At 41.1% G+C, this 21,097-nt stretch carries 13 protein-coding genes; 9 read left to right on the forward strand and 4 right to left on the reverse strand.

Features of this window, described 5'->3' with window-relative positions; all coding sequences use genetic code 11:
- Positions 1-52: 52 nt before the first annotated feature.
- The 7 genes from JL001_RS09755 (at position 53) to JL001_RS09785 (ending at position 13,985) form a co-directional block, all read left to right on the forward strand.
- Positions 53-3,304 (forward strand): TonB-dependent receptor, encoded by a 3,252-nt coding sequence (locus JL001_RS09755; protein ID WP_236252766.1) that lies wholly within the window; start codon positions 53-55, stop codon positions 3,302-3,304.
- A gap of 11 nt (positions 3,305-3,315) precedes the next feature.
- Complete coding sequence (locus JL001_RS09760; RefSeq protein ID WP_200975905.1) at positions 3,316-5,028, forward strand: RagB/SusD family nutrient uptake outer membrane protein; 1,713 nt, start codon at positions 3,316-3,318, stop codon at positions 5,026-5,028.
- A 47-nt stretch (positions 5,029-5,075) separates the two neighbouring features.
- Positions 5,076-5,918 (forward strand): polysaccharide deacetylase family protein, encoded by an 843-nt coding sequence (locus JL001_RS09765; protein ID WP_200975906.1) that lies wholly within the window; start codon positions 5,076-5,078, stop codon positions 5,916-5,918.
- An 8-nt stretch (positions 5,919-5,926) separates the two neighbouring features.
- Positions 5,927-7,714 (forward strand): glycoside hydrolase family 9 protein, encoded by a 1,788-nt coding sequence (locus JL001_RS09770; protein WP_200975907.1) that lies wholly within the window; start codon positions 5,927-5,929, stop codon positions 7,712-7,714.
- Between the two features lie 109 nt (positions 7,715-7,823).
- The gene (locus tag JL001_RS09775; protein ID WP_200975908.1) at positions 7,824-10,778 is read left to right on the forward strand and encodes a glycoside hydrolase family 3 N-terminal domain-containing protein; all 2,955 of its coding nucleotides are present in this window, start codon (positions 7,824-7,826) and stop codon (positions 10,776-10,778) included.
- 32 nt (positions 10,779-10,810) lie between these two features.
- The gene (locus tag JL001_RS09780) at positions 10,811-12,646 is read left to right on the forward strand and encodes a PQQ-binding-like beta-propeller repeat protein (RefSeq protein WP_200975909.1); all 1,836 of its coding nucleotides are present in this window, start codon (positions 10,811-10,813) and stop codon (positions 12,644-12,646) included.
- A 40-nt stretch (positions 12,647-12,686) separates the two neighbouring features.
- Positions 12,687-13,985 (forward strand): exo-beta-N-acetylmuramidase NamZ domain-containing protein, encoded by a 1,299-nt coding sequence (locus JL001_RS09785; RefSeq protein WP_200975910.1) that lies wholly within the window; start codon positions 12,687-12,689, stop codon positions 13,983-13,985.
- 119 nt (positions 13,986-14,104) lie between these two features.
- Here the strand turns inward: JL001_RS09785 and JL001_RS09790 are convergent, their stop codons facing one another.
- From JL001_RS09790 to JL001_RS09805, 4 genes are all read right to left on the reverse strand, one after another.
- The gene (locus tag JL001_RS09790; RefSeq protein WP_200975911.1) at positions 14,105-15,895 is read right to left on the reverse strand and encodes a glycoside hydrolase family 15 protein; all 1,791 of its coding nucleotides are present in this window, start codon (positions 15,893-15,895) and stop codon (positions 14,105-14,107) included.
- Positions 15,896-16,091: 196 nt separating this feature from the next.
- Entirely contained in the window at positions 16,092-16,736 is a 645-nt protein-coding gene (gene rsmG, locus JL001_RS09795; RefSeq protein ID WP_200975912.1) for a 16S rRNA (guanine(527)-N(7))-methyltransferase RsmG, read from the reverse strand.
- A 291-nt stretch (positions 16,737-17,027) separates the two neighbouring features.
- Complete coding sequence (locus tag JL001_RS09800) at positions 17,028-17,639, reverse strand: RNA polymerase sigma factor (RefSeq protein ID WP_192008533.1); 612 nt, start codon at positions 17,637-17,639, stop codon at positions 17,028-17,030.
- Positions 17,630-18,760: a glycosyltransferase gene (locus JL001_RS09805; RefSeq protein ID WP_200975913.1), complete on the reverse strand. Its 1,131-nt coding sequence runs from the start codon at positions 18,758-18,760 to the stop codon at positions 17,630-17,632. Before JL001_RS09805 ends, JL001_RS09800 begins: the two co-directional genes overlap by 10 nt.
- Before the next feature lie 132 nt (positions 18,761-18,892).
- Between JL001_RS09805 and tgt the strand changes: the two genes are divergently transcribed.
- Both tgt and JL001_RS09815 read left to right on the forward strand, forming a co-directional pair.
- Entirely contained in the window at positions 18,893-20,023 is a 1,131-nt protein-coding gene (gene tgt / locus JL001_RS09810) for a tRNA guanosine(34) transglycosylase Tgt (protein ID WP_200975914.1), read from the forward strand.
- Complete coding sequence (locus JL001_RS09815; RefSeq protein WP_200975915.1) at positions 20,023-21,096, forward strand: LptF/LptG family permease; 1,074 nt, start codon at positions 20,023-20,025, stop codon at positions 21,094-21,096. The genes tgt and JL001_RS09815 overlap by 1 nt, the downstream gene beginning before the upstream one ends.
- The last annotated feature ends 1 nt before the right edge of the window (position 21,097 follow it).

Consider the following 21,097-nt stretch of genomic DNA (forward strand, 5'->3'; position numbering starts at 1 on the left):
TGCTTTTGTTGAGACAAATAATTCACTTAACTAATTATCTAAAATGTTAAACATGAAAAAACTTTTACGCTGTTTCTTAGGAGCGATTTGTTTTCTCCTGTTCCATTTTCAAGTAATGGCCCAATCGGTAAATGTTTCCGGTACGGTCACCAGTGCGGAAGATGGAACGACTTTACCTGGAGTAAGCATCTTGGTCAAAGGGACTACCCAAGGCGTTTCCTCGGACATTGATGGTGCTTACCGCATCAACGTGGAGCAAGGAGATGTGTTGGTTTTCAGTTTTATTGGGATGATTCCTCAGGAAGTTACTGTGGGATCAGCAAGTACGATCGATGTGGCATTGGAGGCTGAAGCCAAGTCATTGGAAGAAGTAGTGGTGGTAGGTTATGGTACACAAAAGCGAAGTGACCTGACCGGAGCTGTGGCTACAGTGGACACGGAAGTGCTGGAATCAAGACCGATTACGGATGTGGGTCGTGGCCTCCAGGGAACGACTCCGGGCTTGACCATTACCACTCCTAGTGGGCAGATCGGCCAGAATCCGCAAATCAGATTAAGAGGTATGACCGGAACTTTGAGTAATTCAGGAGGTGCCCAGCCGTTGATCTTGGTGGATAACGTAGAGGTTCCAAACCTTCAAATGATCAACCCTGAGGATATAGAGTCAATCTCTGTTTTGAAGGATGCTGCATCTGCCTCCATTTATGGTTCCAGAGGTGCTTGGGGGGTGATTTTGATCACGACCAAGACGGGTAAAAAAGGAGAATCTCCAAAAATCAATTACTCCAATAACTTTTCATGGGCAACACCTACTAAGACGCCTGTAATTGCGCCAGCTGCAGAAGGAGCAGAAATGGCTTTCAAGGCCTTGCAGAGAACAAACCCTTCTACCAACGTATTTGGGGTGGTGGGAATGTACTTTGATGAGATTGGTATTCAGAAAATGAGGGAATGGGAGCAACAATATGGCGGTCAGAACCTTGGTGATGAAATGGTCTTAGGTAGAGACTTTGAAATACGTGATGGAAGATTGTTTTTCTACAGACCTTGGGATGCAGGAGAAATGTTCATGAAAGATTGGACACCTCAGCAAAAGCATGACCTTTCAGTATCAGGAGGTAGCGATAAAACCAGTTATCGACTAGGTGTTGGTTACTTAGGCCAAAATGGTGTGCTAAAAGTAAACCCTGATGAATTTAACCGTTATTCTATGGACTTGAGTGTTAATACTCAAGTGACAGATTGGATGGAGGTAAGAGGTAAGGTACTTTACAGCAAAACCAATTTCACCAGACCGTTTTACTTCAGCAGTGAAACTTATGATCCATGGTATTACCTATTCAGATGGCCAAAAACTTATCCATATGGCACGTATGAAGGCTATCCATTTAGAAGTGCTGTAACGGAGGTTACGCAAGCAAAAATGAACCAGGAAAACACTTCACTAAGTAGAATTAACTTGGGTACGACAATTCGTCCAATTGAGGGATTGTCCATCAATGCGAATTATACTTTTGATTCCAACAATTACCATGATCATGAAACTGGTGGTGTAGTCAGTGCTTATAATTTCTGGTCTACAGGAGCTAATTTGGAATATGCACCTTACAGCAGTGCCTCTTACAACAGAGTGCAGTACATTTCTACTTGGAGCAACAGAAATGTAGGAAAACTATTTGGTACTTACGACAAGCAGTTTGGAGACCATGCTTTCAAATTTATGTTGGGTGGTGATATTGAAGCTTATGAATACTGGATGCAAAGTTCACAAAGAAGAGACTTGATGGACTTAGATCGTGGTGAACTGGCATTGGCATCTGGAGATCAATTTGTAAGCGGTGACAGAAATCAATGGTCCACGATGGGTGGATTCAGTAGGATTAACTATAACTATAAAGGCAAGTACTTCTTGGAATTGAATGGCCGCTATGATGGATCATCTAGACTTTCACCAACTGAAAGGTGGGCGTTTTTCCCTTCCATGTCTGCTGGTTATGCAATTTCTGAAGAGCCATTTATGGAGCCAGTTACAGATGTTATGTCTTTCTTAAAGCTAAGGGCATCATGGGGAGCTATTGGTAACCAAAATGCCTATTTGAGTGATATCTATAGAATAATGGGCTCGTACTCCTCCGGGTGGCTTGATGGAAGTGACAATCAGTTGACCTTTGGAACTCCAGGAGCCTTGCCGTCTTCCTTGACTTGGGAAACAGTAACTACTTTGGATTTTGGTTTTGACGCTAGGTTCTTCCAGGATAAGTTGGGCGTTACGGCTGACTGGTACCGCAGAACGACCAGTGACATGCACAGTGCAGGTGAAGTACTTCCGGCATCTTATGGTACCAGTGCCACCAAGCAAAACTTAGGTGAATTGGAGACCACAGGTTGGGAATTGGCAATTGATTACAGCCATTCATTTGGAAACGGGCTGAACTTAAATGCAACAGCCATGCTTTCTGACTTCCAAGAGCGCATTACTGAGTTTGCTGATAACAAAAGCATTTATTCCAACCGGGCAGGAAGAACTTTAGGAGAAATCTGGGGTTATGAAACAGACAGACTTTTTACTGAAGATGACTTTGTAAAAGATGGCAATGGAGACTTGTTGCTTGAAAATGGCAAATATGTGTTGAAAGAAGGAATTCCTTCACAGTCATTATTCGAAAGTGGTTGGTTCTTTTATGGTCCTGGTGATGTGAAATACAAAGACTTGGATGGAGATGGCGAGATTACTTATGGATCCAATACGGTAGATGATCATGGTGATTTGAAAGTAATTGGTAACTCTACACCTCGCTACCAATATGGATTGAGATTAGGTGGAGATTACAAAGGTATTGACTTCAGTTTCTTTATTCAAGGAGTAGGTAAGCGTGATTACTGGGCAAACGGGCCAATTTTCGTGCCTGGGTATAGACCAGGAGAAGCATGGTTTGCTCACCAATTGGATTACTGGTCGCCAGAGAATCCAGACGCTTTCTACCCAAGACCTACTGATCAAGGACAATCAAGCAACAGCCGGAATTTCCTAAGACAAACCAGGTATCTTTTGGATATGTCTTACATGAGAATGAAAAATGTTACGATTGGATATTCGCTTCCACAATCATTGCTTTCAAAATGGAAGATTGAAAAAGTAAGGGTGTACTTCAGTGGAGAAAACCTTTTCGAAATTGATAACCTGGAATTACCAATTGACCCAGAAGTGGATTATACTTCAGCGGGTAGCAACGACTCCAATACTTTTGGAAGGGTGTATCCATACAGCAGAAACCTATCTTTCGGTTTACAGATAACACTATAAAAAGCTGAATCATGAAAATTAAAATATTAAGCATATTAGTAGCTGTCTTTACTTTGGTGAGCTGTGATGACTTTCTAGAGAAGCCACCATTGGATCAGCTGACAGATGAAACCTATTGGACCAGTGAAGACAATGTAAGGAGTTTTTCCTACGGGTTTTATACCGCTTATTTCAGCGGATATGGTTCAGGGTATTCTTGGGGAAAATTTTTCTCAGGACAAAGTTTGAACGATGACTTTGGCCCAAGCAGCCCATCACAGTTTAGACAAAATGTACCTACTGCCGCGACAAGTTCCTATTGGACATTTGCCTGGGTAAGGAAAGCCAATATTTATTTGCAGAGAATCCAAACTGTACCAATGGGTGATGAAGCCATCAACCATTGGTCTGGGGTGGCCAGGTTCTTCAGGGCCTTGGAATACCATGACTTGGTGAAACAATTCGGTGATGTGCCGTGGTATGATGAAGAATTGAGCGAATCCGATGAAGCGATGTTGTACAAACCTCGCGATCCAAGAGAATTGGTGATGGACAATGTAATGGCCGATCTTCAATTTGCGGCTGAGAATGTTCGTCAGAATGATGGTACGCCTGGCCTGGCAGTTAACAGAGATGTCGTATTGGCATTTATGTCTCGCATCATGTTGTTTGAAGGTACATGGCAGAAATACCAAGAAGGAAATGCGGCTAAAGCAAAAACTTACCTAGAAGCTTCCAAATGGGCTTCCAATGAATTGATTTCTGCTGGAAATTATTCGCTGGGCAATTACAGAGAAGTGTTTACTTCGCTTAACCTGTCAGGAAATTCAGAAGTAATCCTTTACAGACACTATGAGCCAGGTTTGATCACTCATGCACTTAATAGCTACAACAACAAAGAACCTCAAACTGGTGTATCAAAGGATGCGGTTGAATCTTACTTGGCCAATGATGGATTGCCTATCAGCCTTTCCCCTGCTTATCAAGGAGATCATGGCATTGAAAATGTGATGGCGAATAGAGATGGAAGAATCTATGAAACTTTGGTGACAGATGAACTCCGATTGAACGGGATTCTTCCTAACTACAGTACAACTGGTTACGCTACCCTTAAATTCTTGAATGAAGAAATTATGGATGAACCAGAAGGAAGCTCCAATTTGAACTATACTGATTCTCCTGTTTTGAGATTTGGAGAGGTACTGATGAACTATGCTGAGGCAGTAGCTGAATTGGGGACAGTTGGTGGCAGTGCCATGACCCAGGCGGACTTGGATATGTCGGTAAATGTTTTGAGGGATCGTCCAGGAGTTGAAATGCCTCATTTGATGCTCGTAGGAACAAACCCTGCAGTAAACGGTGTGGTTTATGATGACCCAAGTAGAGATTCAAGTGTTCCTTCTTTGATTTGGGAAATCAGAAGAGAAAGAAGAGTTGAGTTGATGATGGAAGGCTTTAGACTGGATGATTTGAAGCGTTGGGAGAAATTGGAATATACTGATACAGAAGCTAATGTAGATATCAATAGAGGAGCTTGGATTGACAAGGCAGATTATCCTGGTCTGCAGAGTAGCGTTACGTTGACTGATGGGGAAACAGGCTACATTATCCCTTCCACAGCAGCAGCATCCCAAAGGAGATTTGAAGATCCAAAAGTTTATTTGGATCCGGTACCATTGGATCAAATTACCCTGTACGCTGAACATGGCGTGACCTTGGAGCAAAACCCAGGTTGGGAGCAATAAGAGATTCATTTAGTTGAATGTTTGTTAGGTATGCCCTTCTTTTCATTATGAAAAGAGGGGCATTTTTCAGATTTTTACTCAAAGTGGTTGATCTCAAAAATACATATGGAAAGGGTTTGATAGTTGGATGCCTTCTTTTATTCTTTCTATCCATAGTGATTGGAGTGAAGGCTCAAACGGAAGAAACGTTCACTTACTCTTTTGGAGCGATTACTCGAGGAAATCAAAATCAAAAGCAAATCGCATTAGTGTTTACTGGACATGAATATGCCGAAGGAGGAGGCCATATTTCAAAAATATTGAAAGACAGCACAGTCAAAGCCTCCTTTTTCTTTACAGGAGATTTCTATAGAAACCCGAAATTCCAAAGTCTGATAGAAAAAATCAAAGAAGATGGTCATTATCTAGGGGCTCATTCTAACCAACATTTGTTGTACTGTGCTTGGGGAAATAGAGATAGTCTTTTGGTCGACAAGGAAGAATTTAAAAGTGATTTAGCCGCGAATTACAAGGAAATGCGCAAAAGAGGAATTCCTAAATCAAGTGCCCAATACTATCTTCCGTCTTATGAGTGGTACAATGACTCTATTGGTCAGTGGACTAAAGATTGGGGATTACAGTTGATTAACTTTACACCAGGTACAAGGTCAAATGCTGATTATACTGATCCGACAATGCCCAATTATGTGCCCAGCCAGGAGATATTTGAAAGCATAGTAAATTATGAACAATCAAATGGACTGAATGGCTTCATATTATTGCTGCACATTGGAGTAGGCCCTAAGAGAGAAGATAAATTTTACAATCTTCTTCCTCGGTTGATCAAAGAATTGGAAAATAAAGGTTACCAGTTTGTAACCATTGAAACATTATTGAACCCTAAGAATTAAACCTGTTTATGTTATCCTTATTGATTTCCTTTTTGACTGTAATGAGTTGGGCAAGCACACCTTTTGAAGCGTCAGGGGAAGTTTATATTCGCTTGAACAAGATGGGGTATTTACCTGAGGAAGAGAAAATCGGTGTTGTTTTTTCTAAAACGCCTATCAAGGAGAAGTTTATTTTAATCAATGAAGGAACGGGTGAAACTGTTTTGACGATAAAACCTCAAAAGGACAAAACAGATGCTTGGGGAGACTTTTGTTATTACACCATTGATTTTTCAGAAGTACAGCAAGAAGGAGTGTATTTTTTACGAAGTAAAAACACCGTTATTCAATCTTCTTCTTTTCAAATCGGAGAGCAAGTTTATGCTCACCAGCAAGAAACTTTATTGGCTTTTATGAGGCAGCAAAGGTGTGGCTATAATCCCACTTTGGATATGGTTTGCCACCAAAGAGATGGGCGAACATTTTTTGGTCCTATGCCAGACAGTACCTACGTAGATGTCAGTGGAGGTTGGCACGATGCGGGGGATCAGTTAAAATATTTGATTACGTCCAGCTATGCCACAGCCCATATGTTGCTGGCTTATGAAATGTACCCAGAGCGTTTTAAAGACCAATTCAACGCCATGGGGCAACCAAGTAAAAATGGAATCCCAGATGTGCTGGATGAGGCCAAGTGGGGTTTGGACTGGATGCTCAAGATGCACCCCCAGCCAGATCAACTTTTTCATCAGGTGGCTGATGATAGAGACCATAAAGGATATAAGATCCCCGATCAGGATAATTCAGAATATGGCTGGGGAGCCAATAGTTATCGCCCCGTTTATTTTGCAACAGGAGAGCCTCAAGGGCTTCAAAAATATAAAAGTGAGGCCACTGGTGTGGCTAATTTGGCAGGGAGAAGTGCAGCCGCTTTTGCTCTGGCAGCGAGAATTTGGAAAAACGATTTGCAAGATACTTTATTCGCTGCTACTTGCAAGAAGGCAGCGCTAAGTCTGTATGATTTGGGAAGGAAGATGGAAGGATATCAGCAGGGTAATTCTTACAGTGCTCCTTATCGGTATAATGAATCCACTTGGGCGGACGACATGGAATGGGGTGCAGCGGAACTCTATAAAACTACCCATGAAAATGATTACCTTGATCAAGCCAAATCCTATGCCCAGATGAGCAATACAACAGATTCTTGGACGGTTGCAGACTCAGCAGATCATTACAGGCTTTACCCTTTTATCAATATGGGACATTATGTGCTTCATGGTCTCGTAGATGAAGATTTTAAAAGTAAGCTGGAAAACTATTACCTTCAAGGAATCCAATACACCATGGGCCGGGCTAAAATGAATCCTTTCGAAGTTGGAGTGCCTTTTATTTGGTGTTCCAATAACCTGATGACAGGCTTGATTACCCAGATAATCCTATATGAGAAAATGAGTGGTGACCAACAGTTCAGTGCTTATTTAAGTAGCCAGAAAGATTGGCTGTTTGGGAGGAACCCTTGGGGAACAACGATGTTTACGGGAATGCCTGATTGGGAAAATTCGCCGGAAGATGTTCATACCAGTTTATATGTTTTACTGGGCTTAAAGGTGCCTGGTGGATTGGTAGATGGGCCTGTATATGCATCCATTTATAATAACCTTATTGGCTTGCACTTGGAAAATAAGGATGAGTTCGCGGCCTTTCAGAATGATCATGTAGTGTATCACGATGATGTAGGAGATTACAGCACCAATGAGCCGACGATGGATGGTACTGCAGGAGCTATATTGATGATGACACATTGGAGTGGAGATTAGCTTTTGACCTTTAGAAACGAAAAGAAGAATTGACTCTTCAGAACAAATTGCTTTCTAGATCAAAGCCAATTAATTGCTTAAGTGAAATAAAGATTAACTAAAATATAGAATGAAATACGATTTGTTAAAAAGAGGGATTTTAGCGGCGCTTCTGCTAGGGGTAGCCTTTCAGGTTCTTGGACAGCAAGATTCGGTGACCACCAAAATTCCTTTTTTAAAGGAAAAAAGCCAGTGGGCAGATTCTGTTTTTCAATCAATGAGCCCTGAAGAGAGAATTGCGCAGTTGATCATGATTCCGGTTTATTCCAATAGGGATAGGGTACATGAGGACTCCATTGCCTCATTGGTGGAAAAATACAAGGTTGGAGGTTTGATATTTTTTCAAGGTGGTCCTGGAAGGCAGGCCAGCATGACCAATCGTTACCAAAAGCTTAGCAAGGTCCCTTTGATGATATCCATCGATGCAGAGTGGGGCTTGGGCATGCGTCTGGATAGTACCATGAGTTTTCCCTACCAAATGGCTCTTGGCGGTATTGAGGATGAAAGTTTGATTTATGAAATGGGAAGCGAAATCGCACGCCAATGCAAGCGAATTGGAGTGAATATCAATTTTGCACCGGTTGTAGATATTAACAATAATGCCAATAACCCTGTGATCGGTTTTCGCTCTTTTGGTGAAGAGAAAGAGAACGTGACTTCTAAAGCCATGGCTTATATGGAAGGAATGCAGGATGAACATATTTTGGCAAACGCCAAGCACTTTCCTGGGCATGGAGATACCAATGTGGACTCGCACAAGGGATTGCCTTTAATCAGTTTTTCAAGAGAAAGACTTGAGAACACAGAGTTGTATCCTTTCAAAAAACTAATGAACAATGGATTGGGAAGTGTGATGGTGGCTCACATGAGCATTCCTGTGTTGGATGATACACCCAATTTGGCCTCAACACTCTCCAAACCTATCGTGACTGATTTGCTAAAAGGAGAAATTGGCTATGAAGGATTGGTTTTTACTGATGCTTTGAATATGCAAGGTGTGGCAAAATTCTATCCTCCGGGGATAGTGGATGTGAAGGCATTGCTTGCGGGGAACGATATGTTGCTCAACACCATGGATGTAAAAACGACCATTGAGGAGGTGAAAAAAGCTATCCAGAATGGGGAGATTACCCAAGAAGAAGTGGATAAGCGAGTGATGAAAGTGTTGAAGGCGAAAGCTTGGCTAGGACTGGACAATTGGAAGGCCGTGGAAATGGAGCATATTTTTGAAGATATCAATAGTTCAAAAGCCAAATACTTAAATAGGCAATTGGTGGAGGCTTCACTGACTCTGCTGAGAAACCAAGACAGTGTCTTGCCGATCAAAAAACTAGCTGAGGAGAAGCTGGCATTTGTTGCTTTAGGTACTGACAAGGAAACTGCCTTTCAAAAAGGGCTGAGTAGGTATGTAGAAGCTGATAAAATAATTGTGCCCAAAGATGCCTCGATAGAAGAGTTGCTGATGGTGAAGGGTTTGTTGGAGGACTATACCAAAGTCATTGTCGGTGTGCACGATTTAGGATTAAAAGCAAGTGTCAAGAATTTCGGGATTACTGCTGAAATGAATGTCTTTTTGAAAGAATTGATTCACGATAAGCCTACGATCGTTGCGGTTTTTGGAAATGTTTACAGTTTGGATAAGTTTGAGGATCTGGATCAAGCAGCAGGGATCATTGCTGCCTACCAAGAATCTGATTTGACCCAGGACGTGGCCTCCCAGATTGTTTTTGGAGGTGTAGGCGCAAAAGGGAAATTACCCGTAACAGTTAACTCTAAGTTTGCACTGGGTGATGGTTTGGTCACAGAAGGAGGTTTGAGGTTTGCTTATGCAGAGCCAGAGGCTGTTGGAATAGCTCACCAAGATTTGGATGGTATTGAGCAATTGGTAGATGAAGCGATTAAAGAAAAAGCCATTCCAGGAGCGTCTGTGTTGGTGGCAAAGGATGGTAAAGTAATCTATCGAAAAGCATTTGGTTACCATACTTACGAGGAGAAAGTTCCTGTTGATATTAATGACTTATATGATTTGGCTTCTGTGACCAAAATCAGTACTTCTTTGGCTGCTTTGATGCAATTGGAAGGAGAAGGGAAGTTTGATGAAAACAATACACTTGGGACTTATTTGCCCATAGCCAGAGGGACAAATAAAGAAAATTTGGTCTATAAAGACATACTTACCCATCAGGCTGGCTTGACTGCTTGGATCGCTTTCTGGAAAAGTACAGTTCGGAAAAATGGGTCTTTTAAATGGGCAACCTTCAAGGAGCATCCCAGTAAAAGGTTTCCGACAAAAGTAGCTGACCATTTGTATATCCACCGAAATTATGCGGATAAAATTTATAAGGAGATCATGAAATCTCCCGTCAGCAATGATAAAAAATATGTCTATAGTGACCTGTCATTTATCCTGGCACCTAAAGTAGTGGAGGCCATTACAGGAGAGGGATTTGTAAATTACTTGAACGAAAATATTTACCATCATTTGGGAGCAAGCACACTTACTTTCAACCCATACAAATATTATTCAAAAGATAGAATAGTCCCTACAGAATATGATAGTTTGTTTAGGAAGCAATTGCTGGCTAGTACTGTCCATGATGAAGGCGCAGCCATGTTAGGGGGAATCAGTGGCCATGCAGGCCTTTTTGGAGATACTAATGACTTGGCGAAACTGATGCAGCTTTACCTAAACGATGGGACATATGCTGGTGAAAATTTGATCAAAGGAAATACTGTTAGCAAGTTTGGGAAGTGTCAGTTTTGTCCTGACAATTACCGGGCTTTGGGTTTTGACCGTCCATCCAAGCCAGGAAATCCAAATGGAAATACAGCCCCAAGTGCCCCCGCGACAAGCTTTGGTCATACAGGTTTTACAGGGACTTATGCTTGGGTAGATCCAGAAAACAAATTGGTTTATATCTTCCTGTCAAACCGCGTGCACCCTACTCGGGAGAATACGAAACTGTATAAATTGAATACCCGCACTAATGTGATGGAAGTAGTTTATCAAGCCATGAAAAAGTAACCTACTAGATACACCATAAAATAAACCTCATTATGAAAAAACTACTGGCATTACTGTTTGTAATGCAGTTCGGGGGCGTCTTTGCCCAAAATTTCAAGTTTGCCTTTGTTACGGATACTCACATTAACGATGTAAATGATATTCCCAGTGAGGACTTGCAAAGGACGGTTGATGATATCAACACCTTTTCGGATTTAGACTTTGTGTTGCTAACGGGTGACATTACCGAAATGGGTACTGATTCAGAAATTAAGAAGGCCCATGAAATTATTAGCCAACTTAAAATCCCATTTTATATTATCCCCGGAAATCACGATACGGGCTGGTCAGAGTCCGGAGGGGTGAGTTTTATTCGTGAGTTTGGTTACGATAAGTTTGTTTTCGAACACGAGGGATATAAGTTTATTGGGACAGCTTCCGGTCCATATGTGAGAATGTCAGACGGACACATTCCTAGGGATGCGGTGGTTTGGATGGACTCAGTTTTAGCAGCTACTCCCAAGGATCAGCGCATCATCAATGTGAACCACTATCCTCTTGACAATAGCTTGGACAATTGGTTTGAGTTGACAGATCGGCTGAAGGAATACAATACCCAATTTTCAATTTGTGGCCATGGACACAGAAATAAACCTTATGATTTTGAAGGAATTCCTGGTGTGATGGGCAGGTCTAATTTAAGGGCCAAAGATCAAATAGGGGGATATAATATTGTGAAAATAGAACAGGATACTGCCTATTTTTCTGAACGAACTCCAGGAAGAAATACAGAAGACCCATGGCGTAAAGTGGCGTTAGGGAAGCATAATTACAGTAAAGGAGAGAGTTTTGAGCGTCCTGATTACAGTATTAACCAACAATATGGTCAGGTCAAAAAGAGGTGGAGCTACCATTCTGATGCCAATGTGATTTCTACTCCAGTGGTTACATCAGGCTTAGTTATTTATGGAAATAGCACAGGTAAAGTGGAGGCACTGTCAAGGGATACGGGAGAGCTTGTTTGGTCTTACCAGACAGAAGGAGGAATATTCTCTTCTCCGGCCATCTTTAAGCATTTGGTTGTTTTGGGCTCGGGAGATGGACATACTTATGCCTTTAATGTTAAAAATGGAAAGTTAGTGTGGAAGCACAAGGCAGGAGCCTCTGTTTTGGGTAGCCCACTAATCGAAAAAAGTACAGTTTTCATTGGAAGTAGTGATGGAAAGTTTAGGGCTTTGAATGTGAAGAATGGTAAAGAGATTTGGGAATATGGTGGGCTAGAAGGACCGGTTGTGAGTAAACCATTATTATATGAAGGGAAAATTTATTTTGGAGCTTGGGACAAGCATCTTTATGCGCTTGATACAAAAAATGGTCAATTAGCCTGGAAATGGGATAATGGATCTCCCAATCGAATGTACTCTCCAGCGATGTGTATTCCAGTAGCTGCAGGTGGTGTGGTCTATTTAGTGGCGCCTGATCGGTTTATTACAGCATTGGATGCTTATTCTGGCGAAACATTATGGAGAAGTAATGAGGCTACTGTCAGGGAGTCAATTGGTATCTCTGAAAATAAAGAGTTGGTATATGGTAAGACGATGAATGACGAAATCGTGGCGTTCAAAACGGGAAAGGAAAAAGCTGAGCTGGCTTGGAAAATAGACTGTGGTTTCGGTTATGAGCATGTGCCGTCGATGCTGATAGAAAAGAACGGCAAGGTCTATTTTGGGACCAAGAACAGTACCGTTTACAGTATTGATCCGAAAACGAAAACCATAAACTGGGCACATAAAATAGATAATTCCATGGCCAATACAGTGAATGTTATAGATGAACATTCTTTAGTAGTGGCAACGATGGACGGGAAAATTGAAATGCTGAATTTTTAAGAATCATAGAAAATTGTTGATCACGAAAACAGAAAATAAGATGATAATAAAATATAATTTAAAAAGATTTGTCCTGCTTTTAATGATAGGGACTTTATTAGCCTCTTGTGGTGGTAATTCCCATCAAGAACAACAAGAGGGATCAGTGGCGAAAGAAAGTGCTGAGCGAGTGGTGATCGGTGCAGAGCGGCTTTTTGATGATGAATTTTTCCCATTGATCAAGGGAAAGAAGTTGGCATTGGTTACTAACCATACGGGCTTGATGCCAGATGGGAGTCATTTGGTGGATGTGCTTTTTGAGCGAAAGGACGTGGAATTGACTTTGTTGTTTGGACCTGAGCATGGTATTCGTGGTGAAGAGGATACGCATGTCGCGGATGGTACGGATAAAAATACAGGGCTTCCTGTAATTTCTCTCTATGGAAAAGTTAGAAAGCCCACACCTAAAATGCTAGAAGGAATCGATGTATTGGTTTTTGATATTCAAGATGTAGGAGCTCGTTTTTACACTTACATTGCTACCATGATGCATGTTTTGGAAGCTGCTGCTGAGCAAGGAATACCTTATTTGGTACTGGACAGACCAAATGCCATAGGTGGTGTCTATGTGGATGGGCCAGTGGGAGATAAGCAAAGGGAACCAGTCGTTGGTGTTGATCAGTTGCCGGTGGTACATGGAATGACGGTAGGAGAGTTGGCGCAAATGTTCAATGAGGAGAGAAGTAAAAAGGGAATGGCCAAAGCTGACTTGACGGTGGTTACCATGAAGGAGTACCGTAGGGAAATGTGGTATGATGAGACAGGCTTGCCATGGGTCAAACCTTCACCAAATATGTTGACTTTGACGACAGCGGCCTTTTATCCAATGACCTGTCTGCTGGAAGGAACCAATATATCTGAAGCAAGAGGGACACTCCATCCTTTTGAGCACATTGGGGCGCCTTGGATTAAAGGAGATCAATTGGCACAGCAACTGAATAGCTATAACCTGGAAGGCGTAAAGTTTACTTCTGCCAGTTTTGTACCAGAAATGATCGTAGATGGAATAGAAATTTACCCTCCTAAGTTTTTGGAAGATACTTGCTCAAGCGCCTTTATTGAACTAAAAAACAGAAATGAGTTTGCCTCATCAAAAGCGGCAGTTTATATGTTGGATGCATTGTATCGGCTTTATCCAGATCAACTAGAATGGAAAGAAGGAAGAATGGATCGACTTTGGAAAACTAAATCGGTAAGAGAAGGGATTTTAGCTGGTCAAAGCCCTGAGGAAATCATTGCTAGTTGGACAGAGGGTTTGGATTACTACAAAGGAGTAAGGAAGCAGTATTTGCTGTATTAAAGTCAAAAGAAACCACTAAGCAAGCTTTGTGTATTGACTAATTATCTCTCGGTTTTTTTTAGCCAAGAGATAATAAATAATTAATTGCTCTGCTTAGTGGTTTAAGTGTTTTTAGAAAACTACAAGAAATTAGGTTTGTCTAATTTCTGGCCTATTCTGTAGGCGGCATTCATTAGGCCAACGTGGCTATAAGCCTGAGGGAAATTACCCCATTGACTGCCAGTCTCTTGGTCTACATCTTCCGAGAACAACTGAAGGTGATTACAATATTTGGTCAGCGTTTCAAACCCTTCTACGGCCTCATCCAAGCGGTTGACACAAGCCAGTGCTTCAATATACCAGAATGCACAGATCAAGAAAGTGGTTTCTGGAACGCCAAAATCATCCATGTGTTTGTATCTGTAGAAAAGGTAATCCTTTGCCAATAAGTCCTTTTCCAGCATCTTAAGATGGTTGTTGGCCCTTTCAATATCATTTCCAAAATAGCCCATAGTGATTAACTGCAATGTACTGGCATCCATGTTTTTGGTGCCTATGGCTTGGGCATAGGCCTTCATTTCAGGGACATAGCAAGCTTCTATTTTTTCGATTGCTAGTCCCTTTAGTCTTTCTGCTTTTACTTTTAGGCTGTCATCACCCAGCCTATCAGCAATTTTGATAGCAGCACATGATCCCGCCCAGTGAAAAATGAAAGTATAACAATGCTCTTGGGCCAAATTTCTGAATTCCCACAATCCTGCATCCTTTTCATTCATGGTTTCCTCGATCATATCCAGCAGATTATGAATGAAGGGAGCAGAATGACTTTTCTCAGATTCAATAAAACGCTTATCCGCATATAAAGGCAATAAACTAACCAATACCTGTCCATAAAGGTCATTTTGAATATGGGTATAAGCTTGATTCCCAAATCGCACAGGTTGATTGCCAAGGTAACCTGAAAGGTCACTCAGCTCCTCTTCCAAAAGTGCAGACCCGGTAATGGAATAAAGAGGTTGGTAACGACCGTTTGCGTTAGTTGGTAAGTTTTGGATATACTCAAAATACCTTTCCAATTCTTGAAAGTGGCCAAGGGAGTTGAATACATTTAAGGTGTAATAACTGTCCCGTATCCAGCAATACCTGTAGTCCCAATTTCTGGTAGATCCTGGGGATTCTGGCAAGCTAGTGGTGGAGGCAGCGATAATGGCTCCAGTGTCTTCAAACTGGTGAATTTTAAGTGCCAAAGCAGATCTTACCACTAACTTTTGATAAAAATGAGGAATGCTAGTCGATTTGATCCATTCCCTCCAGTATTGGGTGGTTGCTTGTAAAAACCTTTCAGCGGTACTCTCTACAGGGGCTTCCAAAGGTTGACCATAAGTGAAGAAAAGGTAAATGGGACGCTGAAGCCTAAAAGCCATGTCTTCAATGATATAATTTACCGAGCAGTTGGTTGTAAGCCTCACTTGTTGTTCTGCACCTAAATATTCAATATGGTTGCTGCTCATGGAAGGTTTGAGGGGAAGACTTCCTCTGTTCGCGACCGGTTTGCAGTTGATTTTAACTTTAGGCTCTCCTTTTAGTGGTTCAACCTTTCTTACCACCATCAATGGTTTGTGGTAACGATCAAAATTATGAAAACGGGGGGCGAAATCTGTTACGGAGTAAGCCTCCTCACCATTGTCTAGAGTGATAGTAGTCTTGAGGATATTTGTATTTTCCAGGTATTCCTGATCAGACGTAAAGGATTGGTCTTCTGGTAAAATGTTAAACTCACCACCTTTTTCCCGGTCAAGCATTCCACCAAAAATGAAATCACTGTCAAACCTTGGGAAGCAAAGCCAACTGATATTAGTGTCTTTTTCAATATGGGCGATGTAAGCACAGTTACCGATAAGCCCTGTGCCATAAAGATGTCTTTTTGTCATTTTGTTAAATTGAATGGTATAAAAAATGAGTGGCTTTTTGGGTTAGCTTTGAAGATAGTAAAAAAATGAAAAGGTAAAAACTCCAAAAGGTGCATTTCAGCGCATTTTTAATGCAAAAAGTGAGATTTAACAGATGAATTGTGAAGAAAAAAATCCGATGCCCTTATCTTGAGGAAAGAGCACCGGTAAATATGTTTCATCTTTTTCCCTCAAAAGGAACGTAGACTACTTTTTTGGTTTCGAAGAATTCTTCTGTGAAGTAATCTTCAAGATGATAGGACACATAGGAGATGTCCAATTCCTCCATTTCTTCATCTACTTCACCTCCCTTGAGATATAAAATGCCATTTTGGAATTCATTGAAATCTTCTTTTTTAAATTTTCCTTTCACCCAAGGGTAGAAATTGATCATTCTTGTAACAGCCCTGCTGACCACAAAGTCATATTTACGTTGCAATGACTCAGCCCTTACTTGTTGGCCCTCAACATTGCTTAGCTTAAGCGTTTTGGTCACATCTTTCACCACAGTGATTTTTTTTCCAATGGAATCTACCAAGTGAAAATTAGTTTCAGGAAACATGATGGCAAGAGGGATCCCTGGAAAGCCACCGCCAGTGCCAATATCCAATACCCAAGTGCCAGGTTCAAACTTCATTACCTTAGCAATCCCCAACGAGTGAAGTACATGGTGTGTGTAGAAAGCATCCATGTCCTTTCGACTGATGACATTGATTTTTTGGTTCCAATCCCGATAAAGTTCTCCCAAAGCAGCAAATAGCTCTTTTTGTTTATCGTTAATGTCTGGAAAATATTTTAAGATCAGGTCAAGTTCCTGGTTCATACTGTACGTGATTTGGTCATTAAAACCCCCAAAGATACTGTTTTAGATTCATTCCTTTTTGGAATACGCTTAAAAGGTGATGCCAAAGAATAAAAGGATGATCACAGATTTTTTTCTGGTATTCAATAGGGACGAAAATAAAAATAAGAGGCCTTAAGAAATAAATTGGGAACAAATACATGTTCCGGACTGAAAACCCGGAACAGCTAGAGGACATGCCGACAGTTATGTATGTCCAAAATCTTACATCTAATATCTAGTCTCTGATGTCTAGTATTTTATATCTACCATCTAAATATGTCTCTCCTTGCCTTGGGCGATTTCGTAAAGAAGCTCTCTTGACCGGTGCAGCTGTGCTTTTACAGTTCCCAATGGTTTATCGAGCTCTTGCGCAATTTCATCGTATGATAGCTCGTCAAAGTATCTCAGTTTGACCAGTTTTCTATATTTAGCGGGAAGTTTGTCCACAAAGATGCGGACCATCTCAATTCTTTGGCTTTTGATGAATTCATCCTGTGGATTGTTTTCGTCGTCTTCCACGTCGATGTTCACGGAATTTCCTCCATCATCGGTCAAAGTATTGTTCAAGCTCATGGTCTTGAGTTTCTTTTTCCTGATAAAGTCAATGGTGTTGTTGGTGGCAATTCTAAACAGCCAGGTACTAAAAGTGTAGTCTTTCTTAAACTTGTGTAGGTTCCTGAAAGCTTTAGCAAAGGCTTCCATGGTCAGATCTTCAGCATCATCTGCATCACGGATCATTTTCAAGATCATGAAGTAGACGGCTTTTTTATACCGTTTCATTAAAGTTGCATAAGCCTGCTGGTCTTTTTGGTCTACTGCTCTGTCTATTAAGTCAAAATCTTCTAGCGCTTTGTCTGAGAACCCTCTTTCGTTTATTTCCATCTAACTGTTTTTGATAGGTAACCTTTAGCCCCAATGATCCAAAAATAGCTTAAATACATTAAATCGAAAAACATCGTCCAGAACACTTTTCCATGTCCTTCGATTTTCTTGATTGCGCTGTTAATGGTTGAAAACTGGAGCAATGCCCGTATAACTATAATACTTACAATTGCTGCAATTGGTTCCCATTTTTGCGTAATACTCATCAAAGCTATGGCTGAAGCCCAAAAAAACAAATGACTAATTGCATAAAGCCCTATTTTAATTTTGTCAGCGGCTCTATAGTACTTTCCAGTCTGAAAGTGACGCTTTTTCTGAATGTAGTATTCTTTGAAGGTCTTTTTAGGAGTTGATATGGTAATGCTTTCAGGGTGAATCACCACAGCCGTGTTGCTTCTTTGAGCATATTTGTTCACGAATAGATCGTCATCTCCTCCAAGAATCTGCCACAGATCTTTGAATGCCTTTTTCTCCATAAAGAACCCTCGGCGGTAGGCCAAGTTTCGGCCAACTCCCATAAAGGGGGCCTTCCAGAGTGCAAAAGAAAAATATTGAATAGCCGTGAACCAAGTTTCATATTGGATCAAAGCATTGAGAAAACCCTTGGTTTTTTCATAGCCTCCATAGCCCAGTGCAAAAGTTTTATTTTCATTTCTGATGGGTCTAGTCATTTGGGAAATCCAATTTTCGGAGGCTGGAATACAGTCTGCATCCGTGAGGAGTAGTACGTCATATTTAGCCACTTTGATACCTAAGGTCAAGGCATATTTCTTAGGGGTAACATGATCTGGTGTATAGTCTACTGTTACCGTTCTTAGTCCTGGGTATTGACTCATCATGCCTTCCAAGAGAAAACGGGTGTTGTCAAATGACCGGTCGTTGATCACAAGGATTTCAAATATCGGATAGTTTTGTTTGGACAGCTCAGGAATCAGTTTTTTGAGGTTTTCTTCCTCATTCCTAGCGGCAATGATGATACTGACCCCCTCTTGGTTGATATCTGTGTTGTTGGATTCTTTTCGATGGTAAAAAAAACTTAGCCTGCCGTAAATAAAGCAAAGGTAGATGATTTGTATAGAAGTAGCGGCTCCAAAAATGAGCCACAGGATATTGATGATCATGTGTTGTTTGATTTCGAGGCAAAGATAAAATCAAAAACAGCAACTCTTTTAAGGATAAGCTTATATTTTTGTGCTGGATTTGATAACTAAATCATAACAAGGTCGTTTTATCTTGTTTGAAACTGATGATTAATGAAGTTTATTCTCGAAAGTAAAGACGAAAAGAGTAAGGCGAGAGCTGGGGTGGTCAAAACAGACCATGGAGATATTCAAACTCCTATTTTCATGCCTGTAGGTACGGCGGGTTCTGTAAAGGCAGTTCATCAAAGAGAACTCACCTATGATGTTAAGGCGCAGATTATTTTGGGCAATACCTATCATCTTTACCTTAGGCCGGGGATTGACATTCTGGAAAAGGCAGGAGGACTTCATAAATTCAATGGTTGGAACAAGCCAATATTGACTGACAGTGGCGGGTATCAGGTTTTTTCCTTGGCTGGAACAAGAAAAATTACAGAAGAGGGCGTACTTTTTAAATCACACATTGACGGCTCCAAGCACAAGTTTACCCCTGAAAATGTGATGGACATCCAAAGAAGCATTGGGGCAGACATTATCATGGCGTTCGATGAGTGCACACCCTATCCTTGTGAATTTGGCTATGCGAGGGAATCCATGGAAATGACGCACCGTTGGTTAAAGCGCTGTATTGACAGAGTGGATAGCACTGAAGGTAAATATGGTTATGCACAAACACTTTTCCCTATCGTTCAAGGAAGTGTTTACAAAGATTTAAGAAAGCAGTCAGCTGAATTTGTAGCTTCCTGTGAGAGGGATGGCAATGCGATTGGAGGACTCTCTGTGGGAGAGCCTGCCGAGATGATGTATGAGATGACTGAATTGGTGACAGATATTTTGCCAAGTGACAAGCCGAGGTACCTCATGGGAGTAGGTACACCCGCCAATATTTTGGAATGCATAGCCTTAGGGGTGGATATGTTTGATTGTGTTATGCCAACCAGAAATGCCAGAAATGGTATGCTGTTCACTTCAGAGGGGATCATGAATATGAGAAATGAAAAATGGAAAGATGATTTTTCACCGATTGATCCCAATATCAATAGTTATGTGAGTAATTTTTACTCCAAAGCCTACTTGAGACATCTTACTATCAGTAAAGAAATCTTGGCAGCACAGATTGCCAGTATCCATAATTTAAGCTTTTACCTTTGGTTAGTGGGAGAGGCAAGAGAGAAAATCAAGGCAGGTGAATTTGCCGCTTGGAAAGATATGATGGTTGAGAAAGTAAGCAGAAGATTATAATGAAGTTATTGGATAAACTGATCATAAAGGATTTTCTCAAGACCTACTTTTTTGTGGTTTTGATGCTGATCATGATTGTCTTGGTGCTTGATTTTACCGAGAAGAATGATGAGTTTATCCGAAATAATGTTCCTTCAGGAGAGATCATTAAGTACATGTTTAACTACGGTTTGTATTTGAACAATCTCCTGACTCCAATCACAGTGTTTATTTCAGTGATTTTTATTACTTCCAGAATGGCTGGGAGAACGGAGATTATTGCTGTTTTAAGTAGTGGGGTGAGCTTTTTGAGGATGCTAAGGCCTTTCTTAGTAGGGGCTTCTATGATTGCGCTGGCCAGTTTTCTGCTTAATGGCTGGGTACTTCCTGGTGCTACTGCTGGTGTTTATGAATTTAAGAGGGAGTATTTGGAAGATGATAGTCAGTACAATTATCAGAACCTACATGTAAAGGTGGCTCCAGATGTGTATGCCTATATTTCAAGGTACTATACTGGGCCTAAAACTGGTTATTCATTTACCTTGGAGCATATTGAAGAAGGGAAGTTGCTTTCAAAGCTCTCTGCTGACAGAATTGTGTGGGATACGGCTACCAATGCGTGGGAAGTGAGGAACTGGAAACTCAGGGTGTTGGAGGATATGGGGGAAGAGTATTCTGTTGGTGAGCGGATGGACACAGTATTGTCCATTACTCCTAATGACTTTGATTTGCCTCCGAACCACCATGAAACCCTTAATCTTCCAGAGTTGGGCAGACAGATAAAGGTATTGGAAGATCGTGGGGCAGATAATGTAAGTTTCTATAAGATAGAACGCTATGTACGTTTTATGTCTCCTTTTGCAGCTATTATCTTAACCTTTATTGGAGTGATTGTTTCTTCCAAAAAGACAAGAGGAGGGTCCGGTTTCAAGATTGCTCTGGGCTTTTTGTTGGCATTTATTTATATCATACTGTTTTTACTGTCCAGAACTTTTGCAGAAGCTGGTACTCCTTATCCGGTGTTGGCAGTTTGGTTGCCCAATATTGTATTTGCGATAACAGGTTTGGTTATGTATAAAACTGTTCCCCGTTAAA

This window comes from Echinicola sp. 20G (assembly GCF_015533855.1).
In the GTDB taxonomy this organism is placed as follows: domain Bacteria; phylum Bacteroidota; class Bacteroidia; order Cytophagales; family Cyclobacteriaceae; genus Echinicola.